This is a genomic window from Polynucleobacter sinensis, from assembly GCF_001595985.1.
GTDB lineage: Bacteria > Pseudomonadota > Gammaproteobacteria > Burkholderiales > Burkholderiaceae > Polynucleobacter > Polynucleobacter sinensis.
This window is the reverse complement of the sequence record NZ_LOJJ01000003.1, coordinates 602,302-627,730: the sequence shown is the minus strand read 5'-3', so window position 1 is coordinate 627,730 and position 25,429 is coordinate 602,302. Positions and strand designations below refer to the sequence as shown.

23 protein-coding genes are annotated in these 25,429 nt (G+C 46.1%); 20 read left to right on the top strand and 3 right to left on the bottom strand.

The genetic code is table 11. The annotated features are described in order from the left end of the window. Nucleotides 1–12 precede the first annotated feature (12 nt). The 3 genes from AOB49_RS06875 to AOB49_RS12440 all read left to right on the top strand — a co-directional run bounded on the left by AOB49_RS06875 (nucleotide 13) and on the right by AOB49_RS12440 (nucleotide 3,329). The gene (locus AOB49_RS06875; protein WP_062309232.1) at nucleotides 13–1,665 is read left to right on the top strand and encodes an FAD/NAD(P)-binding protein; all 1,653 of its coding nucleotides are present in this window, start codon (nucleotides 13–15) and stop codon (nucleotides 1,663–1,665) included. Next, nucleotides 1,655–2,869, top strand: a complete 1,215-nt coding sequence (locus AOB49_RS06870; protein ID WP_062309230.1) for a multidrug effflux MFS transporter — start codon at nucleotides 1,655–1,657, stop codon at nucleotides 2,867–2,869. Before AOB49_RS06875 ends, AOB49_RS06870 begins: the two co-directional genes overlap by 11 nt. Nucleotides 2,870–3,077: 208 nt before the next feature. Further along, nucleotides 3,078–3,329: an NUDIX hydrolase gene (locus AOB49_RS12440; RefSeq protein ID WP_216634692.1), complete on the top strand. Its 252-nt coding sequence runs from the start codon at nucleotides 3,078–3,080 to the stop codon at nucleotides 3,327–3,329. Nucleotides 3,330–3,336: 7 nt separating this feature from the next. Here AOB49_RS12440 and AOB49_RS06860 read toward each other — a convergent pair whose 3' ends face one another. Together AOB49_RS06860 and map are read right to left on the bottom strand one after the other, a co-directional pair. Then, on the bottom strand, nucleotides 3,337–5,940 hold the full coding sequence (locus AOB49_RS06860) for a [protein-PII] uridylyltransferase (protein ID WP_062309227.1): 2,604 nt from the start codon (nucleotides 5,938–5,940) through the stop codon (nucleotides 3,337–3,339). A gap of 4 nt (nucleotides 5,941–5,944) precedes the next feature. Beyond that, nucleotides 5,945–6,841, bottom strand: coding sequence for a type I methionyl aminopeptidase (map, locus tag AOB49_RS06855; protein WP_281177817.1), 897 nt, complete (start codon nucleotides 6,839–6,841; stop codon nucleotides 5,945–5,947). Between the two features lie 195 nt (nucleotides 6,842–7,036). Between map and rpsB the strand changes: the two genes are divergently transcribed. From rpsB to AOB49_RS06775, 16 genes are all read left to right on the top strand, one after another. Continuing rightward, nucleotides 7,037–7,786 carry a 30S ribosomal protein S2 gene (gene rpsB, locus AOB49_RS06850; RefSeq protein ID WP_062309220.1) on the top strand — a complete coding sequence of 250 codons (750 nt, stop codon included), beginning with the start codon at nucleotides 7,037–7,039 and terminating at the stop codon, nucleotides 7,784–7,786. Continuing rightward, nucleotides 7,786–8,667, top strand: coding sequence for a translation elongation factor Ts (gene tsf, locus AOB49_RS06845; protein WP_062309219.1), 882 nt, complete (start codon nucleotides 7,786–7,788; stop codon nucleotides 8,665–8,667). The genes rpsB and tsf overlap by 1 nt, the downstream gene beginning before the upstream one ends. 188 nt (nucleotides 8,668–8,855) lie before the next feature. Beyond that, nucleotides 8,856–9,566 carry a UMP kinase gene (pyrH, locus tag AOB49_RS06840; protein ID WP_062309217.1) on the top strand — a complete coding sequence of 237 codons (711 nt, stop codon included), beginning with the start codon at nucleotides 8,856–8,858 and terminating at the stop codon, nucleotides 9,564–9,566. Between the two features lie 11 nt (nucleotides 9,567–9,577). Continuing rightward, nucleotides 9,578–10,138 carry a ribosome recycling factor gene (gene frr, locus AOB49_RS06835; protein WP_062309216.1) on the top strand — a complete coding sequence of 187 codons (561 nt, stop codon included), beginning with the start codon at nucleotides 9,578–9,580 and terminating at the stop codon, nucleotides 10,136–10,138. Between the two features lie 46 nt (nucleotides 10,139–10,184). Further along, nucleotides 10,185–10,958, top strand: a complete 774-nt coding sequence (gene uppS / locus AOB49_RS06830; protein ID WP_062309214.1) for a polyprenyl diphosphate synthase — start codon at nucleotides 10,185–10,187, stop codon at nucleotides 10,956–10,958. 21 nt (nucleotides 10,959–10,979) lie between these two features. Beyond that, nucleotides 10,980–11,807 (top strand): phosphatidate cytidylyltransferase, encoded by an 828-nt coding sequence (locus AOB49_RS06825; RefSeq protein WP_062309212.1) that lies wholly within the window; start codon nucleotides 10,980–10,982, stop codon nucleotides 11,805–11,807. Next, on the top strand, nucleotides 11,807–12,994 hold the full coding sequence (gene ispC, locus AOB49_RS06820; RefSeq protein WP_062309210.1) for a 1-deoxy-D-xylulose-5-phosphate reductoisomerase: 1,188 nt from the start codon (nucleotides 11,807–11,809) through the stop codon (nucleotides 12,992–12,994). Before AOB49_RS06825 ends, ispC begins: the two co-directional genes overlap by 1 nt. Before the next feature lie 29 nt (nucleotides 12,995–13,023). Beyond that, nucleotides 13,024–14,145: a M50 family metallopeptidase gene (locus AOB49_RS06815; protein WP_245640633.1), complete on the top strand. Its 1,122-nt coding sequence runs from the start codon at nucleotides 13,024–13,026 to the stop codon at nucleotides 14,143–14,145. Continuing rightward, nucleotides 14,142–16,490, top strand: coding sequence for an outer membrane protein assembly factor BamA (bamA, locus tag AOB49_RS06810; protein WP_062309207.1), 2,349 nt, complete (start codon nucleotides 14,142–14,144; stop codon nucleotides 16,488–16,490). Before AOB49_RS06815 ends, bamA begins: the two co-directional genes overlap by 4 nt. A gap of 18 nt (nucleotides 16,491–16,508) precedes the next feature. Continuing rightward, nucleotides 16,509–17,036, top strand: coding sequence for an OmpH family outer membrane protein (locus AOB49_RS06805; protein ID WP_062309205.1), 528 nt, complete (start codon nucleotides 16,509–16,511; stop codon nucleotides 17,034–17,036). Nucleotides 17,037–17,041: 5 nt separating this feature from the next. Next, nucleotides 17,042–18,109, top strand: coding sequence for a UDP-3-O-(3-hydroxymyristoyl)glucosamine N-acyltransferase (gene lpxD, locus AOB49_RS06800; RefSeq protein WP_082784077.1), 1,068 nt, complete (start codon nucleotides 17,042–17,044; stop codon nucleotides 18,107–18,109). A 69-nt stretch (nucleotides 18,110–18,178) separates the two neighbouring features. Further along, nucleotides 18,179–18,628, top strand: a complete 450-nt coding sequence (gene fabZ, locus AOB49_RS06795) for a 3-hydroxyacyl-ACP dehydratase FabZ (RefSeq protein WP_015421422.1) — start codon at nucleotides 18,179–18,181, stop codon at nucleotides 18,626–18,628. Next, nucleotides 18,628–19,425 (top strand): acyl-ACP--UDP-N-acetylglucosamine O-acyltransferase, encoded by a 798-nt coding sequence (gene lpxA, locus AOB49_RS06790; protein ID WP_062309202.1) that lies wholly within the window; start codon nucleotides 18,628–18,630, stop codon nucleotides 19,423–19,425. The genes fabZ and lpxA overlap by 1 nt, the downstream gene beginning before the upstream one ends. A 12-nt stretch (nucleotides 19,426–19,437) precedes the next feature. Next, nucleotides 19,438–20,640, top strand: a complete 1,203-nt coding sequence (gene lpxB, locus AOB49_RS06785; RefSeq protein ID WP_062309200.1) for a lipid-A-disaccharide synthase — start codon at nucleotides 19,438–19,440, stop codon at nucleotides 20,638–20,640. Next, nucleotides 20,637–21,230 (top strand): ribonuclease HII, encoded by a 594-nt coding sequence (gene rnhB, locus AOB49_RS06780; protein WP_156471349.1) that lies wholly within the window; start codon nucleotides 20,637–20,639, stop codon nucleotides 21,228–21,230. Before lpxB ends, rnhB begins: the two co-directional genes overlap by 4 nt. 8 nt (nucleotides 21,231–21,238) lie before the next feature. Beyond that, the gene (locus tag AOB49_RS06775; RefSeq protein WP_062309197.1) at nucleotides 21,239–22,066 is read left to right on the top strand and encodes a TrmH family RNA methyltransferase; all 828 of its coding nucleotides are present in this window, start codon (nucleotides 21,239–21,241) and stop codon (nucleotides 22,064–22,066) included. A gap of 9 nt (nucleotides 22,067–22,075) precedes the next feature. Here AOB49_RS06775 and ppsR read toward each other — a convergent pair whose 3' ends face one another. Further along, entirely contained in the window at nucleotides 22,076–22,903 is an 828-nt protein-coding gene (ppsR, locus tag AOB49_RS06770; protein WP_062309195.1) for a posphoenolpyruvate synthetase regulatory kinase/phosphorylase PpsR, read from the bottom strand. Nucleotides 22,904–23,009: 106 nt separating this feature from the next. Here ppsR and ppsA point away from each other — a divergent pair, with 106 nt between their 5' ends. Continuing rightward, the gene (gene ppsA / locus AOB49_RS06765) at nucleotides 23,010–25,412 is read left to right on the top strand and encodes a phosphoenolpyruvate synthase (protein WP_062309193.1); all 2,403 of its coding nucleotides are present in this window, start codon (nucleotides 23,010–23,012) and stop codon (nucleotides 25,410–25,412) included. Nucleotides 25,413–25,429: the final 17 nt, after the last annotated feature.

Genomic DNA, 25,429 nt, shown 5'->3' with positions numbered 1-25,429 from the left:
TGAGAGGGAATCATGCATCAAAATACAGCAAGAAGGCTCTTGGAGATCTCGGATTGTTTGACGGTAGAGGGCAATTTATATTCAAGTCAATCTCTTACTAGCATTGCAATAATTGGATGCGGAGCCTCGGCTGTTGCAACTTTAGCAGGCCTAATTGAATCCATAAGAAACTCAGATTATCAAAAATATAAGATAAGTATTTTTGAGAAAAATTCAAACTTTGGATCGGGACTGGCGTATCAGCACGATAGCGATGATTTATTGATGAATATGGTTAGCTCTACCACGTCCATATTTGCAAATCGAGAGACTGATTTTTGGGAGTGGGTGGTTGATAGGGGTCATCAGATCGGCTCAGGCCAAGTCATGTCTAGGTCTGGAGTTTCGCCAGATGCTTATATCTCACGACAATTCTTTGGCTTATATCTAAATGATCGTCTTCATGATGCAATCTCTGATGCAAAAAAAATCAATGTGTCGGTTGAGTTGGTAAATCATGAAGTGATTGATATTAGGTGTAGGAATCAATACTTTGAGGTGATTGATTGTGCTGAGCATGTAAATCGGTTTGATTATGCAATTTTATGTGTCGGAAACGTTGAGCCACATGACATATTTAAATTGAAGGGAAACAGCAGGTATGTTAATAACCCATATCCAACTAATCACTATGCCATGGGGATTGGAAAGGCTGATACTGTTGGCATTATTGGTGGTCAGCTTACCGCGGCTGACATAGCTGTGGTGCTAGCTCAGCAAGGACATGTTGGACCAATTTATTTTTTTACCAGAGGATCAAATCACCCTTTAGTGAGATGCGCTAGAGAAAAATTCGAGCTGATACATTTCAACCTTGAAAATTTAGAAGTTATAAAGTCCAGACAGTTTGGAGAAATTTCATTGAGGCAGGCATTAAGACTTGCTAGAAAAGATTTTATAAGGGCTGGAGTTAAGTGGAATAAGTTTTTTAATCCAGTCGAGCACTCCTATGGGGATTGGATTGGCCACCTATTTTCTAAAGGGCATATGTATGCAGAATGGCAGCATTTTGCTGTTGCGAGCGATGCTGTTATTGCTAGCTATTGGGACGCCTTATCCGCTTCCAGTAAGAGAATTTTTATGAAGAAATATCACCGGCTGTGGATGTGTAAAAGGGTCCCGCTCCCAGTGCATACTTATTTAAAAATATATTCCCTGATAAAGGCAGGAATCCTAAATCATCAAACGCCATTGCTCGGTATTGAAGTGAAAACTTCCAACAAGTTTGTTGCCTTAATCTCAAAAGCTGATAGTTCAAAAAAGCCAGTTGAAATTGAATGCGACTGGATTATTAATGCAACTGGACCAGCTCGCTCTATTGATAGCAATTGCGGATCCCCGCTATTAAATAAGCTTATGAGATCTGGATTAATTGAGGCAAATCCATTTGGAGGCATTCAGCTTGACTATGCAACTTCGATGGTTAAAAGAGGTGGGAAAAACGTTGAAAACTTTTACGCTATTGGGCACATTACTTCAGGCACCTACTACTTTGTCAGCTCCCTAGATATGGTTTCAATGGGAGCTAAGAGGGTGGCTCGTGATGTAGTTAATTCCTCTCGGCAGCCAAAAACCCCCGTGGAGTCTATTTGTGAAAAGCAATTTGGAGTTGTAAATGCAAGCTAGAAATTCATTTTTATTGCCACTTTTGACGATTTTAGTTGTTATCCCCATGTTAGCAACAGACATATATTTACCCGCTATTTCATTCATGGGTGAAGATCTTATTGCCAGCCACTCCGCGATAATGTTGACCTTGACCTCTAACATGGCTGGCTACTCTATTAGCCTACTGAGCTCAGGTGTCCTTTCAGATGTATATGGTCGAAGGATCATCGTTCTGTGCGGGATCTTCATATTTGCCTTGGCTAGCCTTGTGAGCTGTTTTGTAACTTCAGTAGACCAGTTAACCTGGTGTCGATTTTTTCAGGCCTTAGGTGGAGGATGTAGCACTCTTTTAGCTAGAGTAATTGTCAGGGATTTGTATGATTTCAAATCTCAAGTGCGAGTTTTAAGTTATTTAGCAGCAGGTCTAATTGCATCTCCAATTTTGGGGCCAATTATTGGGGCGCACCTGACTGTGCACTATGGCTGGAGATCAATCTTTTATGCCCTTTCATTTTTTTCATTTATTTCGTTTGGACTTCTTTGTGTTTTTATGAAAGAGTCTAAGCCGATAGAGCTTGGCGGTAACTTGCCCGTCAGTAATATTCTCAAGAAGTATTTAAAACTGCTAACCCACTATGAATTTCTTTTCCACACCTTAATTATTAGCTTTGCTTGGACTGTGTACTTTTCATTTACATCCTCCTCTCCGGGGTTGCTCCAAAGAATCTACAAACTAAGCCCCTTAGAATATAGCTATCTTTTCTCACTATCAATTAGCGGGTATATCTTCGGAACAATTTTTATTCGCCGCAATATTGATCGAATGGACCTCAAATACTTAATTTACTTTTCGGGATTAATTATCTTTATTTCAACCTCTTTTCTGGCGATCTTCTCTTTGTTAGATATAGACTCACTCTTTCTGTTGTTACCTTGTATTTTTCTTTCATTATTTGGGGTCGGTGTAATTTTTCCTGCTACTCAAGCAGGTGTGACGAGGTCATTCAAAACAGATATTGGATTAATTTCAGGATTGTTTTACTCTATTGAGATGATGTTTGGTGCATTTGCAAGCTTTATTCTTTCGATATTTTCTAGTGCCTCGTGGACATCTACCTCTTTGCTTATGCTGTGCAGTGCTGTCATGATTGTTGCTCTAACTTGCATAGACCGGTTTTCAAGCTTCAGGTTCACGCTTCGCCATATAAAAAGGATTTTGTGACAAGCTCCCACTCACCCCTTGCCGCACTCTCGCGGGAAATATTGGCCTCAGGAAATCCATTCTCAAGAACCAATCAGATGGGCCACATTACTGCTAGCGGGCTTGTAATTAAAGATGGCTTTGTGCTATTAATCTACCACCCCTTTATTAAGGAGTGGATGCAGCCAGGCGGCCACATTGATGAGGATGAGATACCTATGAGGCTGCAATTAGAGAAGTTCATGAGGAGACCGGAATTATTTGCGAATCTATTAAGGGTCAATCAAATCCAATTGATATTGATCTGCACGAAATTCCCGCAAATCCAAAGAAGGCTGAGGGTGTGCATTTGCACATTGATCTCTTGTTTGTACTGAGAGTGCTTAAGGAGGGGGAGCCTCTTGAAAAGATTAAAAAGGCATGGGTGCCTTTTGATCAAATTAGCAGCCCCCGTATTCTGCGTGCATTACAAAAGCTGTAGGGCTAGCTTAAGCCCCCAATGCTTCCAGTAAATCAGTTTCTAGCAAGATCTGAAGCTTTGGATTTTTACTCAAGTTGGCAGCATCAAGCAGAAAAACGTCTTCTACTCGTTCGCCTAAAGTATTGATGCGTGCAGTGTGAAGCGAGACTTGATGCTTTGCTAGCACCCTTGAGATTGCGTAGAGTAAGCCCGTGCGATCACTGGCGGAGAGGGAGAGTGCATAGTAATGCCCGCGTTCATCTGGAGTCATATGAACTCGCGGCTGAATAGGGAATGTTCGAGATTGTCTTGAGAGTCGACCTATGCTGGGTGGTGGCAGTGGATCATTATTTTGTAAGGCAGCTGTGAGTTCGTATTCAACTAATTGGATCAGGTCACGGTAGCTTCCACCTTCATCCACTAAATTACTGCCTGAGATTTGGAAGGTATCAAGCGCGTAGCCATGTCGTGTTGTATGAATGCGGGCATCCCAAATTGAGAAGCCATGACGCTCAAAGTAGGCGCATATTCTAGAGAATAAGTCTTCCTGGTCTTTAACGTAGACTGCAATCTGCAGGCCTTCACCTACTGGCGAGAGGCGAGCTCTGACAACCGGCGTTTCACTATCAACCTTGTTAAATAAGTGGCGAGTGAGCCAGGCAATATCAGCAGCATCCTGACGTAGGAAAAAGGCAACATCCAACTGCTTCCAGAGGCTCTCATAGGCAGAATCTTCGATCGCGTAAAGACGGAGTTTGGCTCGAGATTCTTCTTGGTGTTGCGCGAGCTCAGAAGAAGCGTCTGGTTTTGCGCCTCCCAAGACGCGAAGAGTTGCTCGATAGAGATCCTCTAGCAGCTTGCCTTTCCAGGCATTCCATACCTTAGGGCTGGTGCCGCGCACATCCGCAACTGTGAGTAGGTAGAGTGCAGTGAGATGACGTTCATCACCCACTTTCTTGGCAAAGGCTTGGACTACATCAGGATCGGTGATATCTTGCTTTTGAGCTACCTGACTCATCTTGAGGTGTTCTGCGACCAACCAAACTAAAAGCTCAGTATCTGCTTTATCTAAACCATGATCTTTGGCGAACTTGCGAGTATCTGCTTTACCAAGTTCGGAGTGGTCACCACCACGTCCTTTGGCAATGTCATGAAATAGTGCGGCAATGACAAGTAGCCAAGGCTTTTCGAAATGGGCAATTAGGCTGCTGCAAAATGGAAACTCATGGGTATGTTCAACAATCATAAAGCGACGGATATTTCTGAGTACCATCAAGATGTGTTGATCAACGGTATAGACATGGAATAAATCATGCTGCATCTGGCCAACAATTTTTCTGAAGGCCGGTAGATAGCGACCAAGAACGCTGGTGCGATTCATGAGTTGGAACGCGCGACTAACCCCTTCAGGCTCTTTGAGAATCTGTATAAATAATGCGCGATTTACTGGATTCTTGCGCCACTCACCATCCATCTTTTGGCGAGCGTTATAGAGCGCTCTAAAAATGGTTGCCGATAGACTCTTCACGTTGGCCGTTTGTGCAAAAACCAAGAAGGTGCGCAGAATCTGCTCTGGGTGCTTCTGAAACAGCTGGGGATCCGTAATATCCAAAACACCTTGTCGCTCAATAAAGTACTCATTGCCCTCGCCAGGAATGGAGTGAGTGGTTTTGGATTCTTGCGGAAATAGCAGCGCTTCGATATTTTGTAAGAGCACATCGTTTAGTTGGTTTACCGCTTTGGCTGCCCAATAATAGCGACGCATAATAGCCTCACTGGCTAGGCGTGAGGAATCTTCCTTGAGGCCCATGGATGCTGCTAGAGGTGCCTGTAAATCAAATGCAAGCACATCTTGCCTGCGGCCAGCTAGCAAGTGCAAATTAGCACGTAAGGTCTCTAGGAAGCGTTGATTGCGATTGAGTTCGGTTAGTTCGCGCTGGGTTACAAGGCCAGCTAGATTTAGATCTTTGAAGGTGCTCCCAAGGTGGGCGGCTTTACTAACCCAAGAGATGATTTGTAAGTCACGTAACCCCCCAGGGCTTTCTTTGCAGTTAGGCTCAAGAGAGTAGGGTGTGTCCTGATACTTATAGTGGCGCTGAATTTGCTCCGCTAACTTCGCCTGAAAAAAAGACTTTGGATCCAAGGTCTTTTCATAGGTGGATTCAAAATCTTTGAAGAGTGATTTCTTGCCACAGATTAGACGAGACTCCAGCAAGGAGGTGCGTACCGTGATGTCTTGCTCTGCCTCAGATACGCATTCAGCAACGGTTCTTACTGAGGAGCCAATTTCTAGACCGGTATCCCAACATTGCGCCACAAACTTTTCAATCTTACCGGCCAGCACTTCCTCAAAGAACTGCTTGTCCGCTGGTAGAAGTATCAGAATATCAATATCGGAATACGGAAAGAGAGCCCCTCGACCGTAGCCACCAACTGCAATGAGGGCGGCATCAGATTTTAGATCGCAAGAATTCCAAAGATTGGCTAGCAACTCATCGCTGAGTTTGCTGAGTTGTTTTGTGAGTCTGCCAACAACCTGATGCTCACGAAAATCCGCATAGGCTAATTCACGCGCTGCTCTTAAGCTGGCGGGGTCCGCGATCGGCTTAATGCTGGCGTGAGCGATTGTCATTGCTTTAGCTCGGTCTAAACGAGAGGCCTTTGACGCAATCGGGTGGTGGATTGGTCCCCTCTGACCAGGTCAGTACTTCCACGCCAGTTTCCGTCACTAAGAGCGTATGCTCCCACTGTGCAGAAAGGCTGCGATCTTTTGTCTTTACTGTCCACTGATCAGGCATGGTGCGAATCTCGCGACGACCTGCATTGATCATTGGCTCAATCGTGAAAGTCATTCCTTTGACTAATTTTTCACCAGTGCCTGGTCGACCATAGTGAAGAATTTGCGGATCTTGGTGGAATGCTTTACCAATGCCATGTCCGCAATATTCACGCACAATGGAGTAACCTGCTTTTTCAGCATGGATTTGGATTGCGTAACCAATATCGCCAAGCGTGGCACCAGGTTTAACTTGTGCGATGCCAAGCCACATGCATTCAAAAGTGATTTGAGTAAGCCGTTTGGCAAGCACTGAAACTTCGCCAATCGTAAACATACGACTGGTGTCACCATAGTAGCCATCTGGCGTAATTACAGTGATGTCGAGATTGACCACGTCACCAGTTTTCAAAATCTTCTCGCCAGGAATGCCGTGGCAAATCACATCATTGACTGAAGTGCAGATGGAGGCGGGAAAGGGTGGGTAGCCAGGTGGTTGATAGTTCAAGGGCGCTGGAATCGTCTTTTGGACATCGCGCATGTATTCATGGCAAATGCGATCTAACTCTCCAGTGCTAACACCCGCTTTAACGTGGGGGGCAACATGATCCAAAACTTCGCTGGCTAAGCGGCCAGCTTCGCGCATCCCTTGGATGTCTTTTTCGGCGGTAAATACACTATTCATGCTTGGATTATCAACGACTTGGAGGTTTTTAGCAGGAGCTGCATGCTCAAAAAATAGGCAATGACAGTAGATTTGAGCCTTGTTTACGTGTTTTTAGGTGAATGACTTGTTTGGCTATCGAAGGTCAAGTGTCTAGACCATTGATATTTAAGCTATAATTTTGGTCTCAGGTCTATTTTGGACTTGAAATCGCGGGTTGAGCCTTCCAGGGTGGCGCTTTTTAGCGCAGCTAGGACTCAATCTCAGAACCAACCCTTAGGAGAAGTTATGTCAGTAACTATGCGTCAAATGCTGGAAGCCGGTTGCCATTTTGGTCACCAAACACGCTTCTGGTCCCCAAAGATGGCCCCTTACATTTTCGGTCATCGCAACAAAATTCACATCATCAACTTGGAAAAAACATTGCCAATGTTTCAGGATGCCCTGAAATTTGCAAAACAAGTTGCTGCTAATCGTGGAACCATCTTGTTTGTTGGTACAAAGCGTCAATCACGCGAGATCATCGCTGAAGAAGCTGCTCGTGCCGGCATGCCTTACATCGACAGCCGTTGGTTGGGCGGTACGCTTACCAACTTTAAAACTGTTAAAGGTTCCCTCAAACGTTTGAAGGACATGGCAGTTGCTAAAGAAGCTGGCGATTGGGAAAAGCTTTCTAAGAAAGAGGCCTTAACTAATGATCGTGATCTCGACAAGTTGCAAAAAGCGCTTGGCGGCATTCAAGATTTAAATGGTGTTCCTGATGCGATTTTCGTAGTGGACGTTGGCTATCACAAGATTGCTATTACTGAAGCTAATAAGCTTGGTATTCCTGTGATCGCTGTCGTTGATACCAACCACTCACCAGAAGGTGTTGATTACATCATTCCTGGTAATGATGACTCTAGCAAGGCTGTTACCCTTTATGCACGTGGCATTGCTGACGCTATCCTCGAAGGCAAGGCAAATTCTGTTCAAGAAATCTTGACCGCTGTTAAAGAAGGCGAAGAAGAGTTTGTAGAAGAAGGGAAAGCTGAATAATGGCCGCTATTACCGCTGCAATGGTTGGCGATTTACGCGCCAAAACTGATGCTCCGATGATGGAGTGCAAAAAAGCTTTGACCGAGGCTGATGGTGATATGGCTCGTGCGGAAGAGATTCTGCGTGTAAAACTTGGTAGCAAGGCTGGTAAAGCTGCTTCACGCGTAACGGCTGAAGGAATTGTTGCTTCATCTATCAATGGCACTACTGGTGCTTTGTTGGAAGTGAACTGCGAAACCGATTTCGTTTCTAAGAATGATGACTTCTTGGCATTTACTAATGAATGTGCGAAGTTGGTTGCAGAAAAGAATCCAGCTGATGTAGCTGCATTGCTCGCATTGCCACTTAACGGCCAAACAGTAGATGAGGTTCGTAGCGCGTTGATCGGTAAGATCGGCGAGAACATCATGCCGCGTCGCTTCAAGCGTTTTGCTGGTAGCAATAAGTTAGTTTCTTACCTCCACGGTACTCGTATCGGCGTCATGGTTGAGTTCGAAGGTGACGAAACAGCTGCTAAGGATGTAGCGATGCATATCGCTGCAATGAAGCCTGTGGCTTTGTCTATGGCAGACGTTCCTGCTGAAGCGATCGCCGTTGAGCGCAGTGTTGCCGTTCAAAAGGCTGCTGAGTCTGGTAAACCACCAGAAATCGTTGAGAAGATGGTTGAAGGTTCTATTCAAAAGTACCTCAAAGAGGTTTCTTTGTTGAACCAAACTTTCGTTAAAAACGATAAGCAAACTGTTGAACAAATGCTTAAGGCCGCAAATACAACAATCAAAGGTTTCACCATGTACGTTGTAGGCGAGGGTATTGAGAAGCGTCAGGACGACTTTGCGGCTGAAGTAGCCGCCCAAGTCGCTGCCGCTAAAGGTGCCGCCTAATTAGCCTCTAAAGCGCTGGGTTTGCCCAGTTAGGCTGTAATACTCAAAAGGGCATAGAAACCTCGGTTTCTATGCCCTTTTGTTTGATCTGAGCTAAGCCCTTTATAATTTGGGTTAGAAATTAAAAGTACTTTGAGATCAATAAGCTAAGCGAGAAAGTTGCTTGGCAAATTACGGAAAATAAAACGATGCCAGCCTACAAACGTGTTCTCTTAAAACTCTCTGGTGAAGCCTTGATGGGCGATGATGCTTTTGGCATTAATCCAGTCACCATTGATTCCATGGTCAAGGAAATTGCTGATGTCGTGAATAACGGTGTTGAGCTGGCGATCGTGATTGGTGGCGGAAATATTTTCCGTGGGGTCGCAGGTGGAGCAGCAGGCATGGATCGCGCTACTGCGGACTACATGGGTATGCTGGCAACAATGATGAATTCTTTGGCCCTGCAAGATGCTTTACGCCAGAAAGGTGTTGAAGCACGAGTGCAGTCTGCTTTAAGAATGGATCAAGTAGTTGAGCCTTATATTCGACCTCGCGCGATTCGCGCCTTGAGTGAAGGCAAGGTAGTGATTTTTGCAGCTGGAACTGGTAACCCCTTCTTCACTACTGATACTGCCGCCGCATTGCGCGGAGCGGAAATGGGTGCTGAGATTGTGCTCAAGGCTACCAAGGTTGACGGCATCTACAGCGCTGACCCAGTGAAAGATCCTTCGGCAACTTTATATAAAACGATTACTTTTGATGAGGCAATCATCAAAAACTTGCAGGTCATGGATGCAACTGCATTTGCATTGTGTCGCGATCGTAAATTACCAATCAAAGTGTTTTCAATTCTCAAGCCAGGCGCATTAATGCGTGTGGTTCAGGGGGAGTCTGAAGGTACCTTAGTACACGTTTAATAGGAGGCTTGATGTCCGCAGCAGAAATTAAAACCACTACCGACCAAAAGATGCAGAAGTCTCTTGAGGCTTTGAAGGCGAACTTGGCGAAGATTCGTTCCGGTCGCGCTAACCCTGGGATTTTGGAGCATATTCAAGTTGATTATTACGGCAATCCCACTCCTTTGAGTCAAGTGGCTAACTTGGGTTTGGCAGATGCAAGAACAATTAATGTGCAGCCATTTGAAAAGACCATGGTTGCAGTTGTTGAAAAAGCGATTCGTGATTCTGATTTAGGTTTGAATCCCGCATCGCAAGGTACCGTTATTCGCGTACCAATGCCTGCGCTCACTGAAGAGCGTCGTCGCGACTTAACTAAAGTAGTTAAGAATGAGGGCGAAGATACCAAGATTGCCGTCCGCAATTTACGTCGCGATGCAAATGAGCACTTAAAGCGACTGACTAAAGATAAAGAAATTTCTGAGGATGAAGAGCGTCGTGCCACTGATGAGATTCAGAAAATGACTGATCGCGCAGTAGTTGAGGTTGACAAGATCGTTGCGGAAAAAGAAAAAGAGATCATGACGGTTTAATCGTCCGATTCATTTTCATTCACTTACCCTGATTACTCATTCAATAATGACTCAGCACACTAGCTCAACCTTGGTAGTTCCGCAGGTGAGTGCTATTCCTCGACATGTTGCCATCATTATGGATGGCAATGGTCGTTGGGCTAGTAAGCGTTTTATGCCTCGGGTGGCTGGGCATTCAGAGGGTTTGGGCGCGGTTCGTAAGATTGTTCAGGAGTGTCGCCGTCTCGGCGTTGAGTATTTAACGGTATTTGCTTTTAGCTCTGAAAATTGGCGTCGCCCACCAGAAGAAGTGGGGTTTTTGATGAAGCTGTTTCTGAAGTCATTGAAGAGCGAGGTATCGCGTTTGGCCGATAACGATATTTCTTTGCGTCTGATTGGTGATTTGAGTCGCTTTGATTCTGCCATTCAAGAGATGGTGAAATTTTCTGAAGAAAAAACTGCTACTTGCAAAGGTCTTACTTTTACCATTGCTGCAAACTATGGAGGGCGCTGGGATATTTTGGAGGCCATGCGTAAATGCCTGGCTGCCAATCCAGGCTTAAAGTCTGAAGAGGTTACCGAGGAGTTGCTCCAACCTTATTTTTCTATGGCTTACGCTCCAGAGCCCGATCTTTTTATTCGCACTGGTGGTGAGCAGCGCGTAAGTAATTTTTTATTGTGGCAGTTGGCCTATACCGAGTTGTACTTCACTGACACGCTTTGGCCTGATTTTGATGCGGCTGAGCTTCATAAGGCGTTTGATTGGTTTAGTCAGCGCGAGCGTCGTTTTGGTCGCACCAGTGCGCAACTGGCGTCCGAGCCAATGAGTGATGCTGTTTAAGCGCTCAAACCAAACTTTCTTATGCTAAAAACCCGAATTATTACCGCCTCCATTCTCTTGGCGGTATTGCTCCCCATCCTCTTTTTGCTGCCAGCATTTTATTTGGGCGCATTTTTCTTGATAGCGCTGATTGCTGCTGCCTGGGAGTGGAGTCGTATTATTGCGCCGGATGCAAGGGTGGCTGCGTGGCTTTATGCCGCATTTTGTCTTGCCATTATTTTGTTTTTATTGGGCATGCAGGCGATCTCATGGCAATTTTCTTTGCTCATGATGTCGGTTTTATTTTGGTTCTTGGTTGCTCCTTTTATTCTCGCAAAGGGTATGAATTTATCTTTGCAAAAACTCAGGCCTTTCTACAGCATTCTTGGTTTGATTATTCTGCCTGCAACTTGGTTTGCGCTGGTCTTTCTGCGCGAACTTGGCTTAGTGTTCTTATTGAGCAGCATGGCATTGGTTTGGGTTGCAGATATTGGCGCGTATTTTGTTGGTAAGGCACTTGGAAAACATAAACTGGCTGTGCAAATTAGCCCGGGGAAATCTATCGAGGGTGCGGTAGGTGGTTTATTGCTGTGCTATCTATATGCTTTTTTATGTGTCGTCTATTTGCCTTTGGGTGACACCTTGTTTGGTGCGTGGGCGATTCGCTTTGGGTGGGTCCCAATGTTCTTAATGGTAACGACCTTGACTGCGTTTAGTGTCTTTGGAGATTTATTTGAATCCCAACTAAAGCGCTTGGCTGGGGTAAAAGATAGTAGCCATTTACTGCCAGGTCATGGCGGTGTGCTTGATCGTGTAGATGCTTTGTTGCCAACGATGCCAATTGCCGCTCTTCTTGCTGGATTGATCTAATGTCTCTAAGGCAGGTTGCTATTCTTGGGTCTACGGGATCTATCGGCGTGAATACTTTAGATGTGATTCGCGTGCATCCTGATCGCTTTAAGGTTACGGCACTGACTGCGGCCAAGCAGATTGACAGATTGGCCGAGCAATGTATTGAATTTAAGCCTGCCATTGCAGTAGTGGCTAGTGCTGAAGGGGCGGCTGAACTAAGTCAACTTTTACGCGACAAAAATATTTCCACTCACGTGCTCTACGGGTCTGATGCTTTGGTAACTGCCGTGACCGAATCAGGTTGCGATACCGTCATGGCGGCGATTGTGGGTGCTGCAGGCCTGGTGCCAACCTTGGCTGCAGCTCATGCTGGTAAGCGTGTATTACTTGCCAATAAAGAAGCTCTAGTAATGTCAGGCGATTTATTTATGCAGGCCATGAAGCAGGGTGGCGGGGAGTTGCTTCCGATTGATAGTGAGCACAATGCCATTTTTCAATGTCTGCCTGAGCGCTTTACGAAGTCACCCTCAGATCACTTTGGAGTTGAAGAGCTTTGGTTAACCGCATCTGGCGGACCATTTAGAGATGTGTCCATTGGGGATTTGGCATCGATTACCCCTGAGCAGGCATGTGCTCATCCCAATTGGGTCATGGGAAGGAAAATCTCCGTTGATTCAGCGACGATGATGAATAAAGGTCTCGAAGTGATCGAGGCCTTCTGGCTTTTTGGTCTTGCGCTCGAGAAAATTAAGATCTTGATTCACCCGCAAAGCGTAGTGCACTCTATGGTGCGATACCGTGATGGTTCAGTGCTGGCCCAGATGGGTCAACCTGACATGCGCACGCCGATTGCCTATGGCTTAGCGTGGCCTGAACGTATTCATGCCGGCGTAGCACCGCTTGGCCTTGCTCAACTTGCTAACTTAAGTTTTTCTGAGCCAAATTTGACTCAATTTCCCTGTCTTGGTTTGGCTTTTGCTGCAGCGAGGGCAGGGGGCACTTCACCTACTATATTGAATGCCGCCAATGAAATTGCAGTCGGTGCATTTTTGGATGAGGGCTTGCCGTATTTACGAATTTCTGAAGTGGTTGAGCGCACTTTGAGTGCATTGCCGTCAGTTGCCGCGGATTCTATTGAGCTTATTCTGTCTGTGGATGCTCAAGCGCGTCAAGTGGCGCGTCATGTCATTGAAGGCTTGAAGTAATTGATGGGTAATATTTGATGCAGGCTTTGATGACACTTGCTGCGTTTTTGGTTACGTTAGGTTTGCTGGTGAGCTTTCACGAGTATGGCCATTTTTTGGCAGCACGCTTATGCGGCGTAAAGGTTCTTCGGTTTGCCTTGGGTTTCGGAAAACCACTGTTTACTTTTCGAGCTAGCAATGGCACCGAATGGGTGATAGCTTCAATTCCTCTTGGTGGCTATGTCAAATTATTGGACGGCCGTGACAGTCAGCAAATTATTCGAGCAGAGGATCGCCCTCAATCTTTCGATACAAAGCCGCTTTGGCAGCGATCTTTAATCGTAGCTGCTGGCCCATTCGCAAATTTCCTGCTGGCTGTTATTTTATTTTCGGTAATTTATATCTCGGGTGTACCTCAGTTGCCTGCTCGACTGCAGGCCCCGCCAGAGCAATCGATTGCCGCAAAATTGGGGGTGGCTGCGGGTGATCGGGTGATTGGTTGGCAATCATTGCCATCAGAGCCTAATGGCGCTCCAATTTTTGATGAGTTTGATCCCGTCCCAAGTTGGAATGCCTTGCGCTGGCTCCTTTTGGATGCGGTTACCGGGGAGAGGGGTTTTGCTCTAGAGATAGAGGATGCCTCTGGAGGGCGCCATATTCAATCCTTTAGGCAGGACGATTTACCTCAAATTGCCCCGGAATCAGATCCATTTCAAGCTCTGGGCTTGCTCCCACAAGTCGGTCAGCCCCTAGAGTGGAAAGAGCTCAAATTGGGCCCCGGCGATGCTATTGCCTATGCAAGCCAGCGGGTATATCTCATTACCAGAGTCTCAATGCGCCTGATGTTGGGTTTATTTACGGGAAAAACAACCCTAAAACAGCTGGGTGGACCCTTAAGTATTGCGGATATGGCGGGGAAGTCTGCCCAGGTTGGCTGGCAGCCATTTTTAGCCTTTTTAGCTTTGATGAGTATTAGTATTGGCCTCTTAAATTTACTCCCGTTACCAATGCTAGATGGGGGTCAGCTCCTGTATGATGCATGGGAGTTGGTTGCTGGTAAGCGAATTTCGGTTTTAATGCAGGAAAAGCTCCAAAAAGTGGGTTTTTTGCTATTAATCTCCCTGTCCTTGCTGGCCTTGTTTAACGATTTGCAACGCTACTTTTCGCCTTGAATTTTTTGAAACTCTCTTTTCGTGCGGCAATCCGATTGCTTGCTCAGGCTGCCCTAATTATTGCTGCTGGCCTCAGTCTTCACGCCCAAGCCGCTGATTCCTTTGCCATTAAAGATATTCGTATTGAGGGTCTGCAGCGCGTAGAGCCTGGTACGGTATTTAGTTACCTCCCAGTTCAAGTGGGGGATACCTTTACGCAAGAGAAGGGTGCTGAAGCGATTAAAGCGCTCTATAGCACTGGATTCTTTCGAGATGTTCAGATACAAGCGCAAGGTAATGTATTGATTGTGATTGTTGAAGAGCGACCAACCATCTCTCGAATCGAATTTACTGGGATGAAAGAGTTTGATCAAGAAACTATTCGAAAATCTCTAAAGGCTGTTGGTGTTGCTGAGGCGCGCTTCTACGACAAGGCTTTGATCGATAAGGCGGAGCAAGAACTCAAGCGTGCCTATGTCGGTAAAGGTCTCTATGCAGCTGAAATTGTTGCCACTGTGACCCCCGTTGAACGTAATCAAGTTGCCGTCTATTTCAATATTGATGAAGGTCCGGTAGCAAAAATCGAAGAAATTAATTTCATCGGTAATAAGGTCTTTAGTGAAAGCACTCTTAGGAGTGAGATGCAGTTAAAGACGGGTGGCTGGCTATCTTGGTATAGCAAAGACAATTTATATTCAAAACAGAAGCTGACTGCTGACCTGGAGAATATTCGCTCTTACTACCTTAATCGTGGTTATTTGGAGTTTGTAATTGAGTCGACACAAGTCTCGATTACTCCAGACAAAAAAGGGATTTACCTCACGATCAGCATACAGGAGGGCAACAAGTTCACCGTTAAGGATGTGCGTCTTGCTGGTGAATTACTGGGCAAAGACGCAGAGCTAATGCAATTGGTGACGCTAAAGCCCGGCGATACATTCTCATCGGCGAAGTTGACTGAGAGCACCAAGTCGATTGCAGAAATTTTAGGTTCATACGGCTACGCATTCGCCACCATTAATCCTCAGCCTGATATTCGCCGTGATCTCAGCGAGGTCGATCTAACGCTTGTTATTGATCCAGGTCGCCGTGTCTACGTTCGGCAGGTTAATGTCACTGGCAATGCTAAGACTCGGGATATGGTGATTCGTCGCGAGATGCGTCAGTTTGAGAGTTCTTGGTTCGATAGTGAAAAGATTGATTTATCTAAAAAGCGCTTAGGTCGCTTGGGTTACTTTACCGAGACCGATGTATCAACGCAGGATGTCCCTGGATCTCCCGATCAGGTTGACGTGAATGTGAAAGTCACAGAAAAACCAACAGGTGCAATTACCGTTGGTGCAGGCTTTTCATCAACGGAAAAGTTAATTTTGTCTGCCGGTATTAATCAAGACAATGCTTTTGGTACGGGAACCGCGGTTGGTCTAAATATGTCACTTGGTAAGATCAACCAAAGCTTGGCTTTATCCAACTACGATCCTTACTTTACCGAAGAGGGGATTAGTCGCTACACCGATTTGTTCTACCGCTCTTCTAAGCCCTTGTATTACACCGGTGATCCAGATTATCAAATTAAGTCGATTGGCTCAAATATTAAATTTGGTGTGCCGTACACAGAAGTTGATCGCGTGTTCTTTGGAACGGGTATTGAGGTGTTTCAGATTAAGTCAACCCAAAATACGCCACAGCCATATTTGAATTACATGATCGACTACGGGGCTGCTTCTCCCGGCTATCCAGCGACATTGAATACTTATAACGTTCCAATTACCGTTGGTTGGTCGCGCGACGGAAGAGACAGTGCATTAATACCATCTACAGGATCGCTGCAGCAATTAAATGCCGAAGTGGGTACTCCGGTGGGTAATATGATGTTCTATCGTCTTTTTGGTCAGTACCAAAAATACCATTCATTCTCAAAAGGTAATATCTTGTCCTTTAATGGAGAGGTTGGTTATGGTGAGGCTTATGGTAAATATCCTTTCCCGATTACCAAAAACTACTATGTGGGTGGTATTGGATCGGTTCGGGGCTATGCGCCAGGATCTTTGGGGCCAACATACCTCAATACTTATACTGGTTTAAACCAGCCTACCGGCGGGCAGTCCAAGATTGTCACCAACGTAGAGTACACCGTCCCTGTTCCTGGCTCTGGCATAGACAAAACCCTGAGAGTATTCGGATTCGTGGACGGTGGTAATGTCTACGGAGAGAATATCAATTTGGTCCTGCGATATTCTTATGGCTTAGGTTTATCATGGATATCACCATTGGGCCCGCTAAAATTCAGTTATGGTATCCCGATCAAATCATTACCAACGGATAATATCCAGCGTTTGCAGTTCCAAGTGGGTACAGCGTTTTAATTGTTTAAGGAAAGTTTTATGAAGCTTCGTCAATCTTCTAAATGGATTCAGTTCGGCTTAATGGCCCTAATTTCAGCTATTACTCTGCCACAGTCTTTTGCCCAAGATGCTGGTACTAGAGTGGCAGCAGTGAACGTTGAAAAGGTTTTCAACGAATCTAATATGGCTAAAGCTAGCCAGACAAAATTGCAGAATGAGTTCATGAAGCGTCAAAATGAAATTCGTGACAGCGCTCAAAAAATTAAATCTGCTGCTGAAAAGCTTGATCGTGACTCAGCTGTCATGTCAGAAGCCGAGCGTGTTCGACGTCAACGCGAGTTGTCTGACCAGGATCGCGAACTGCAACGCAAGCAACGTGAGTACACTGAAGACTTAAATCAGAGGAACTTTGAGGAGCGCGCCAAGATTGCTGAAAAAGCAAATCAGGCTCTGAAGCAAATTGCCGATCAAAGAAAGATTGATGTCATTATTCAGGATCCAGCCTACGCAAATCCTAAGGTGGATGTCACTGATGATGTCATCAAGGCCTTAAATAGCCTTAAATAAGTTTTATGCCAACCGCCATCGAGCTGGCCGAACAGTTTGAAGTAAGCTTGGTGGGGGATGACTCCCTTGCGCTTTTGGGTCTCGCTCCTCTCGAGCGAGCTCAAGCAAGTGAAATCTCATTTCTCTCCAATCCGCTCTATCGCCAACAGGCTAGTGATAGCGCTGCTGGCGCCTTGATTGTGAGCAAAGCTGATTTGGAGTTTCTGCAGGCAAATCCCGGTAAAAATTCTACCCAAAGGATTTACTTTGTAGCTAAAAATCCATATGCCACCTTTGCAAGAATGGCGCAATTTTTTGCTAAAGCTTCTGCCCCTATTCATGCGCCTGGAATTCATCCAAGCGCTGCTATAGATGCCTCTGCAGTGGTTCCAGCTTCATGTCATATTGGTCCATTCGTTCAAATAGGTCCAGGCGTGAATTTAGGGGAGAGGGTGGTAGTGCTAGGCAATACCGCTATTGCTAGAAATTCCATCGTTGGTGGTGATTCTTTAATTTATCCCAATGTGTCGATCTATTCAGATTCAAAAATCGGCGAACGATGCATCATCCATAGTGGTGCAGTCATTGGTGCGGATGGCTTTGGATTTGCCCCTGATTTTTCTTCTACTGGCGGTGAGTGGGTCAAGATCCCTCAAACGGGCGGTGTCAGTATTGGTAATGATGTAGAGATTGGCGCATCCACCACTATTGATCGTGGCGCTATGACTGATACGGTGATTGGTGCGGGCACGAAGATCGATAACCAGGTGCAAATCGCGCATAACGTGATGGTGGGAAGTTGCTGTGTCATTGCGGGTTGCGCTGCAATCTCTGGAAGCACCAAAATCGGAAACTTCTGCATCATTGGTGGTGCCGCTAACTTTGCAGGCCATCTCACCATTGCTGATAGAACAACGGTTTCTGGAAACACCTCAATTATTCGCTCAATTACTGAGCCTGGTCAGCATTTCACGGGTGTGTACCCGTCAATGTTGCATAGCGCTTGGGAGAAAAATGCGGCTATTCTGCGTGGGCTAGATAAAATACGTCAACGCTTACGCCTATTAGATAAGTCTAAGAGTTCTGAGTCTTAAATTTATTTAGATCACCACCCATATTCATTTGCAACTTTAGTCTAGAAACTTTAATCAGTAGGTAAATACATGAGCAAACCCATCGCCATCGATATCAATCAGATCTTGAAGTTATTGCCGCATCGTTATCCTTTTTTATTGGTAGACCGTGTTTTAGAGATTGAGCCTCGCCAAAGTATTACGGCACTGAAAAATGTGACGATGAATGAGCCTTTCTTTCAAGGGCATTTTCCAGATTTTCCAGTGATGCCAGGGGTGTTAATTATTGAAGCATTGGCCCAAACTGCTGCCTTGCTCACTTTCTCTGAAGTCAGGGAAGAAAATGCGATTTATTATTTTGCCGGTATTGACGGCGCCCGCTTCAAAAAGCCTGTATTGCCTGGAGACCAGCTCATCATGACTGCAAAGTTAGAGCGTGAGCGTGCTGGAATTTATAAGTTTCAAGTGCAAGCTACTGTAGATGGAGAGCTGGCCGCTGAAGCCAACATTACTTGTGCGGTACGTACGAAAGGCGCTTGATGACCCGAATTCATACTTCTGCCATTGTTGATAGCAAGGCCGAACTCGCTAATGATGTTGAGGTTGGCCCTTATTCTGTTATTGGCCCCAATGTCAAAATTGGCGCTGGTAGCAAGGTGGGTTCGCATACTGTAATCGAGGGGCACACTACGATTGGCAAAGAGAATCACTTTGCCCATTTCGCGGCGATTGGTGGCGCACCGCAAGATATGAAGTACCGTGGAGAGCCGACCCAGCTCATTATTGGCGATCGCAATACGATTCGTGAGTTCACAACTATCCATACAGGCACATCTCAGGATGAAGGCATTACTCGTATTGGTAATGACAATTGGATTATGGCTTATGTACATATTGCGCACGATTGCCAAATTGGTAATCACACGATTTTCTCGAGCAATGCGCAAATTGCAGGTCATGTGAAGGTGAGTGATTGGGCAATCATGGGTGGCATGTCGGGCGTTCATCAGTTTGTTCGTATTGGTCAACACGCGATGCTTGGTGGTGCTTCTGCCTTGGTGCAAGATATTCCGCCATTTGTGATTGCGGCGGGTGATAAAGCCTCTCCTCATGGCATTAACGTTGAGGGCCTGAAGCGTCGCGGTTTCTCAAGTGAAACGATTTCTGCTTTGCGTCAGGCGTACAAGGTTCTTTATAAAGATGGTCTGAGTTTTGAAGAGGCAAAGACGGAAATTCAGAAGATGGTTATTGCTAGCTCATCCGATACTGCGACTGCGGAAAAGCTGACCGAGTTTCACGACTTTATCGCCGCCTCAACACGCGGTATTATTCGTTAAAGAAAAGCTCTAGTGGCCAAACTTGCTTGTGTTGCTGGTGAGCCTTCAGGCGATCTACTGGCTGCGCCAGTATTGAGTGCTCTTAGACAAATTCCGGACACTTCCAATCTAGAGGTGTATGGCATTGGCGGGCCACGCATGCAGGCTGAAGGTCTGCGCTCAGATTGGCCGATGGAGACTTTGAGTGTTCGTGGTTATGTTGAAGCAATCAAGCAACTTCCTGCCATTCTCAAACTTCGCAAAGAACTGATTGCTAATTTGTTGGGTGAGGGTCGGCCAGATGTGTATCTGGGTATTGATGCTCCTGACTTTAATTTGGGGGTAGAGCTTGCCCTACGTAAGGCTGGAATCCCTACCTTGCACTTTGTTTCCCCATCTATTTGGGCTTGGCGAGCGGGTCGCATTACTAAGATCAAACAGGCGGTAGAGCGTATGCTTTGCATCTTTCCCTTTGAAACCGAAATCTATGAGCGGGCGGGCATCAAGGCAACATATGTAGGGCACCCCTTGGCAAGTGAGATACCGCTTGAGCCAAATGCCGCGTCTGCCAAACAAAGAATTGAGAAATCCCTCAGTCTTCCTGCCAATGCTTTGAGTGGAATTGTTATCTCCGTACTGCCAGGCAGTCGTGGGTCGGAGATTGAACTCATTGCACCAGTCTTTTTTGAAACCATGGTCGAGCTTTCTAGGCGCATGCCAGGCCAGATTCTACATTTTGTAATTCCGGTCGCGACACCGCGTTTACGTGCTCCCCTGGAGAGCTTGCTGAAAGCTACTCAAGAGAAATCTCCAACGCTAGATATTCATTTGATTGATGGTGAAGCCGATGCGGTGCTGGAGGCTGCTGATGTTGTATTGATTGCTAGTGGCACCGCTACTTTACAAGCTGCGCTTTGGAAAAAACCCATGGTGATTTCCTATAAGGTGCCCTGGTTAACGGCGCAAATTATGAAGCGTCAAGGTTATTTGCCTTACGTAGGGCTGCCTAATATTTTGTGCGGCGAGTTTGTTGTTCCCGAGTTACTTCAAGATGACGCTACTCCTAGCAAGCTAGCCGATGCAGTATTAGGATGGCTAAATAATCCCAGTAAGGTTAGTCAGTTGAAGACACGTTTTGCTCAAATGCATGAGACCTTGCGTCGCCCAACAGGTCTGTTAGTGGCTCAGGCTGTAGCGCAAACTATCACTTCCGTTAAAAATAGGGTTAATGCGTGAGTGTGATTTGGGTCTGCGGTGTTGATGAAGCAGGTCGGGGGCCATTGGCGGGTTCAGTGGTAGCTGGTGCAGTAGTACTAGATCCCAATAGCCCTATCGAGGGGCTAAAAGACTCCAAAAAGCTATCTGCTGCTCGGCGTGAATTTTTATTCGAACAAATTCAACGCAAGGCAAAGGCCTGGGGCATTGGCGAGGCAAGTTCCGTAGAGATTGACGAGATCAATATCTTGCAAGCAACCATGCTAGCAATGCGCAGGGCAATCGAAGATCTTACTTCGCGTTTAGGGGGGTGGCCTGATAAAGCGCTGATTGACGGTAATCGCTGTCCAGAGTTGCCTATATCTGCCGAGGCGATAGTGAAGGGTGATGCAAAGGAGCCGGCAATTTCTGCTGCCTCTATTTTGGCTAAGGTCACTCGAGACCGTCAGATGATGGCTTTGCATGAGCTGTATCCACAGTATGGCTTTGCCCAGCATATGGGATATCCAACGGAAGCGCATTTTGCCGCCTTACAGGAGTTTGGTGCGTGCTCCGAGCATCGCCGTAGCTTCTCGCCCGTGCGCAATGTCTTAGCCCTTCATAGTCGATAATCCACGCTATGAAAATTGAATTCATCTCCTCAAAAGAAAACACCCTTTTTAAGGAGATCCGTCTCTTGCAGGCAACTGGCTCAAAAGGGCAAAAGGCGAGACTCGCGTGTGGCCAGGCCTTGCTTGAGGGAATTCATCTGGTGCAAACCTGGGTTGGTAGTCCGACCTTGAAAACACTAATTACTTCAGAGTTAGGTTTGCAAAATCCGGAGATTGCACAAGCCGTATACGACCATGTGGAGATTTGTCCCGAAACTCGCGTCTATCAATTGGATAAAGGCTTATGGGATTTGCTCAGTGACTTAGTAAACGCTCCTCAGATTGCGGGATTATTGGATCTTCCTCAAACCGTATTCAATCCGCAAAATTCGGTCGCCACAATGAGTGGCGACGTGATCATTTTGGATCGCATTCAGGATGCTGGTAATGTTGGAGCTATCTTACGTACTGCAGCGGCAGCGGGTTTTACTCGGGTGATAGCTCTGGCTGGCTGTGCACATTTGTGGTCAAGCAAGGTATTGCGCGCTGGTATGGGGGCTCATCGCTTACTTGATCTGTACGAAGGCTGGTCAAATCAACAGGTTTTGAGTGCGGTTACTGCGCCTTTGTTGGCTGCTACAGCCGATGGTGAGTTAGACTTATTCAATATGCCCAAGGTATTGATTCATCCTGTAGCTTGGGTAATGGGAAGCGAGGGCCAAGGAGTCTCTGAAGATCTGATGGATCAAGCCAAAGGGGTCGCAATTCCAATTGATCCCCGTGTGGAGTCGCTCAACGTTTCTACTGCAGCAGCAATTTGTTTATTTGAAACGGTACGCGTTCGCCGCAACTCTTAAGTACGAGGTTTAGCCCAAAATCGTTTTATCCGACTTAATGGACTGTAGAACGGTAGTGGCGATCTCTTCAATCGACTTACTGGTAGTTACCACCCAAGGAATCGATTCCTTTTTCATCATGGCGGTCGCCTCGTTAATTTCGTAGCGGCAGTTTTCTAATTTGGCGTAGTTGCTGCCTGGGCGACGTTCATTACGAATTTCAGATAATCGTTCGGCGTCGATCATTAGCCCAAAGATTTTATGACGGTAGGGAACCAAATCCTTAGGCAGTTGTCCGCGCTCAAAATCTTCAGGAATGAGTGGGTAATTAGCCGCCTTCATCCCGTATTGCATTGCAAGATAAAGGCTGGTTGGTGTTTTGCCAACCCGGGAGATTCCAACCAAAATGACGTCAGCTTCAGCCAGGTTTTTATTGGATTGGCCGTCGTCGTGTGCCAGGGAATAATTAATCGCCTCAATACGGTTCTTGTAAGCCTCAGTATCCGCATTGTGGTGTAGGCGGTTCATCGCATGGGTTGATTTAATTCCTAGGGCCTGCTCTAGTGGGGCTACGAAGGTCTGGAACATATCCAGAATCAAGCCATTGGCTTTCCCAACGATTGCATTGAGTTCAGGATTGACTAGGGTAGTGAAAACAATGGGTTGAACGCCGTATTTAACGGCAGCTTGATTAATGCTGGAGACGGCTTCATGAGCTTTGTCGAGGCTATCTACAAAAGGGACTCGAATATGCTTAAAAGTGGCCTCAAATTGAGCCAAAATCGATTGGCTGAAGTTCTCGGCGGTAATTCCGGTGCCATCAGAAACAATAAAAACAATGCGGGTTTGGGTAGACATGATGTTGGCCTAAAAGTCGTAGTCAGCACTACAATATGTAGTTAATGAAGTATGCCGCATTTTGTGTGGCCGCTCGACCGGTTTCCTTATCTTTAGAGAGTATTTTATGTCCAACCAACAGCAACAAAATAGCAATGTAGCAAATGCCTATGTTTTGCCTTTTGAGCAACTCCGAATGACTGATGTTGAATCAGTCGGGGGTAAAAATGCTTCATTAGGTGAAATGATTTCTCAGTTGTCCTCTACTGGTGTGCGTGTTCCAACTGGTTTTGCGACAACTGCTTTGGCATTTAGGGATTTTTTGGCGCACAATAATTTGACCGAGCGAATTCAGAAGCGCTTGGAAAATTTGAATATCGATGATGTTCGTGCGTTGGCTGAAGCGGGTAAAGAAATTCGAGAGTGGATTGAGACTGCTCCATTTCAGCCTCGCCTTGACGAAGAGATTCGTACTGCATTTAAGAAGCTAGATGATTCTGGCAAAGGCTCTTTCGCGGTTCGCTCTTCTGCAACTGCGGAAGATTTACCAGACGCCTCTTTTGCTGGTCAGCAAGAAACATTTTTGAACGTAGAAGGTATTGATGACGTTCTAAAGAAGATTCGTGAAGTATTCGCTTCTTTATATAACGATCGTGCGATTTCTTATCGTGTGCATAAGGGATTTGCTCATGAGGAAGTGGCTCTATCTGCTGGTATTCAGCGTATGGTGCGCTCGGATCTCGGTGCTTCTGGTGTGATGTTCACGATTGATACTGAATCTGGCTTTGAGGATGTGGTGTTTATTACCTCTAGCTATGGCTTAGGTGAAACAGTAGTGCAGGGCGCGGTGAATCCTGATGAGTTTTATGTCTTCAAGCCCACGCTAGCGCAGGGTAAGAAGGCGATCATCCGCCGCTCCTTAGGCTCTAAGTTAATCCAGATGCAATTTGCTCCAGCTGGCTCGACTGAAAAAGTGGTGACTGTTGACGTTACCCCAGAAAAGCGTAATCGTTTTTCTCTAGAAGATGCAGATATCACTGAGTTAGCTAAGTACGCGGTCATCATTGAGAAGCACTATGGTCGCCCCATGGACATTGAGTGGGGTAAAGATGGTAAAGACGGCCTTATCTACATTTTGCAGGCTCGCCCAGAGACCGTGAAGAGTCAGGCTGCCGGTCAAGTGGAGATGCGTTACAAATTAAAAGGCAGCTCCAAGGTATTGGCTAAGGGCCGTGCGATTGGTCAGAAAATTGGTGCAGGTCCAGTACGTGTAATTCGTGATCCAAGCGAAATGGATCGTGTGCAACCTGGCGACGTCTTGGTTGCCGACATGACTGATCCAAACTGGGAGCCAGTGATGAAACGTGCTTCTGCGATTATCACTAATCGTGGTGGTCGTACATGTCACGCGGCGATTATTGCTCGTGAGTTAGGTGTTCCCGCAGTGGTGGGTTGTGGTGATGCTACTGAGCATTTGCAGGATGGCATGATGGTTACTGTGTCCTGTGCTGAGGGCGATGAAGGTCATATTTATGATGGCTTAATTGAAACCGAGGTAACAGAAGTTTCTCGTGGTGTCTTGCCAGAAATTCCAGTAAAGATCACCATGAATATTGGTAATCCTCAGCTGGCATTTGATTTCTGCCAAATCCCGAATGCCGGTGTTGGCTTGGCTCGTCTTGAGTTCATTATCAATAACTATATTGGCGTACATCCACGCGCAGTCTTGGAGTATCCAAATATTGATCCCGATCTCAAGCGTGCGGTAGAGAGTGTCGCTCGCGGTTATGCGAGCCCTAGACAATTCTACGAAGATAAGTTGGTCGAAGGTGTTGCAACTATTGCGGCCGCTTTCTATCCAAAGCCTGTAATCGTGCGTTTGTCTGACTTTAAATCGAATGAATATAAAAAGCTGATTGGCGGATCTCGCTATGAGCCAGACGAAGAGAACCCAATGCTTGGTTTCCGTGGTGCATCTCGCTATGTATCCGCGGATTTTGGCGAGGCCTTTGCTTTAGAGTGCGCAGCAATGAAGCGTGTTCGCGAAGATATGGGTCTTGATAACGTCGAGATTATGGTGCCGTTTGTCAGAACGATTAAGCAAGCTGAGCGCGTGATCGATATGATGGCGAAGTTTGGGCTCAAGCGTGGCGAGAACGGTCTGCGCCTCATCATGATGTGCGAGATCCCATCCAATGCGATCTTGGCTGATCAGTTCTTGGAGCACTTCGATGGATTTTCTATCGGCTCTAATGACATGACTCAACTGACACTCGGTTTGGATCGTGACTCCGGAATGGAGTTGCTAGCAATTGATTTTGATGAACGTGATCCTGCAGTTGAATTCATGATTGCGCGCTCAATTGATGCCTGCCGTAAGCAAAATAAGTATGTTGGTATCTGTGGCCAGGGCCCTTCAGATCATCCAGACTTTGCGCGTTGGTTGGTTGCTAAAGGTATTACTTCAATCTCACTCAATCCAGATAGCGTAGTCGCAACCTGGGAAATGCTGGGTAAGAAAGAGGTCTGAACTAGAAGCGAGTTACC

Excerpts from the sequence above, each read along its gene's own strand:
- pyrH (WP_062309217.1), top strand. The coding sequence starts at position 8,856 with ATGCCAGCCTACAAACGTGTTCTCTTAAAACTCTCTGGTGAAGCCTTG.
- AOB49_RS06775 (WP_062309197.1), top strand. The coding sequence starts at position 21,239 with ATGAAAATTGAATTCATCTCCTCAAAAGAAAACACCCTTTTTAAGGAG.
- ppsA (WP_062309193.1), top strand. The coding sequence starts at position 23,010 with ATGTCCAACCAACAGCAACAAAATAGCAATGTAGCAAATGCCTATGTT.
- AOB49_RS06815 (WP_245640633.1), top strand. The coding sequence starts at position 13,024 with ATGACACTTGCTGCGTTTTTGGTTACGTTAGGTTTGCTGGTGAGCTTT.
- rpsB (WP_062309220.1), top strand. The coding sequence starts at position 7,037 with ATGTCAGTAACTATGCGTCAAATGCTGGAAGCCGGTTGCCATTTTGGT.
- AOB49_RS06875 (WP_062309232.1), top strand. The coding sequence starts at position 13 with ATGCATCAAAATACAGCAAGAAGGCTCTTGGAGATCTCGGATTGTTTG.
- AOB49_RS06825 (WP_062309212.1), top strand. The coding sequence starts at position 10,980 with ATGCTAAAAACCCGAATTATTACCGCCTCCATTCTCTTGGCGGTATTG.
- AOB49_RS06860 (WP_062309227.1), bottom strand. The coding sequence starts at position 5,940 with ATGACAATCGCTCACGCCAGCATTAAGCCGATCGCGGACCCCGCCAGC.
- uppS (WP_062309214.1), top strand. The coding sequence starts at position 10,185 with ATGACTCAGCACACTAGCTCAACCTTGGTAGTTCCGCAGGTGAGTGCT.
- frr (WP_062309216.1), top strand. The coding sequence starts at position 9,578 with ATGTCCGCAGCAGAAATTAAAACCACTACCGACCAAAAGATGCAGAAG.
- AOB49_RS06870 (WP_062309230.1), top strand. The coding sequence starts at position 1,655 with ATGCAAGCTAGAAATTCATTTTTATTGCCACTTTTGACGATTTTAGTT.
- tsf (WP_062309219.1), top strand. The coding sequence starts at position 7,786 with ATGGCCGCTATTACCGCTGCAATGGTTGGCGATTTACGCGCCAAAACT.
- ispC (WP_062309210.1), top strand. The coding sequence starts at position 11,807 with ATGTCTCTAAGGCAGGTTGCTATTCTTGGGTCTACGGGATCTATCGGC.
- ppsR (WP_062309195.1), bottom strand. The coding sequence starts at position 22,903 with ATGTCTACCCAAACCCGCATTGTTTTTATTGTTTCTGATGGCACCGGA.
- lpxD (WP_082784077.1), top strand. The coding sequence starts at position 17,042 with ATGCCAACCGCCATCGAGCTGGCCGAACAGTTTGAAGTAAGCTTGGTG.
- fabZ (WP_015421422.1), top strand. The coding sequence starts at position 18,179 with ATGAGCAAACCCATCGCCATCGATATCAATCAGATCTTGAAGTTATTG.
- AOB49_RS06805 (WP_062309205.1), top strand. The coding sequence starts at position 16,509 with ATGAAGCTTCGTCAATCTTCTAAATGGATTCAGTTCGGCTTAATGGCC.
- lpxA (WP_062309202.1), top strand. The coding sequence starts at position 18,628 with ATGACCCGAATTCATACTTCTGCCATTGTTGATAGCAAGGCCGAACTC.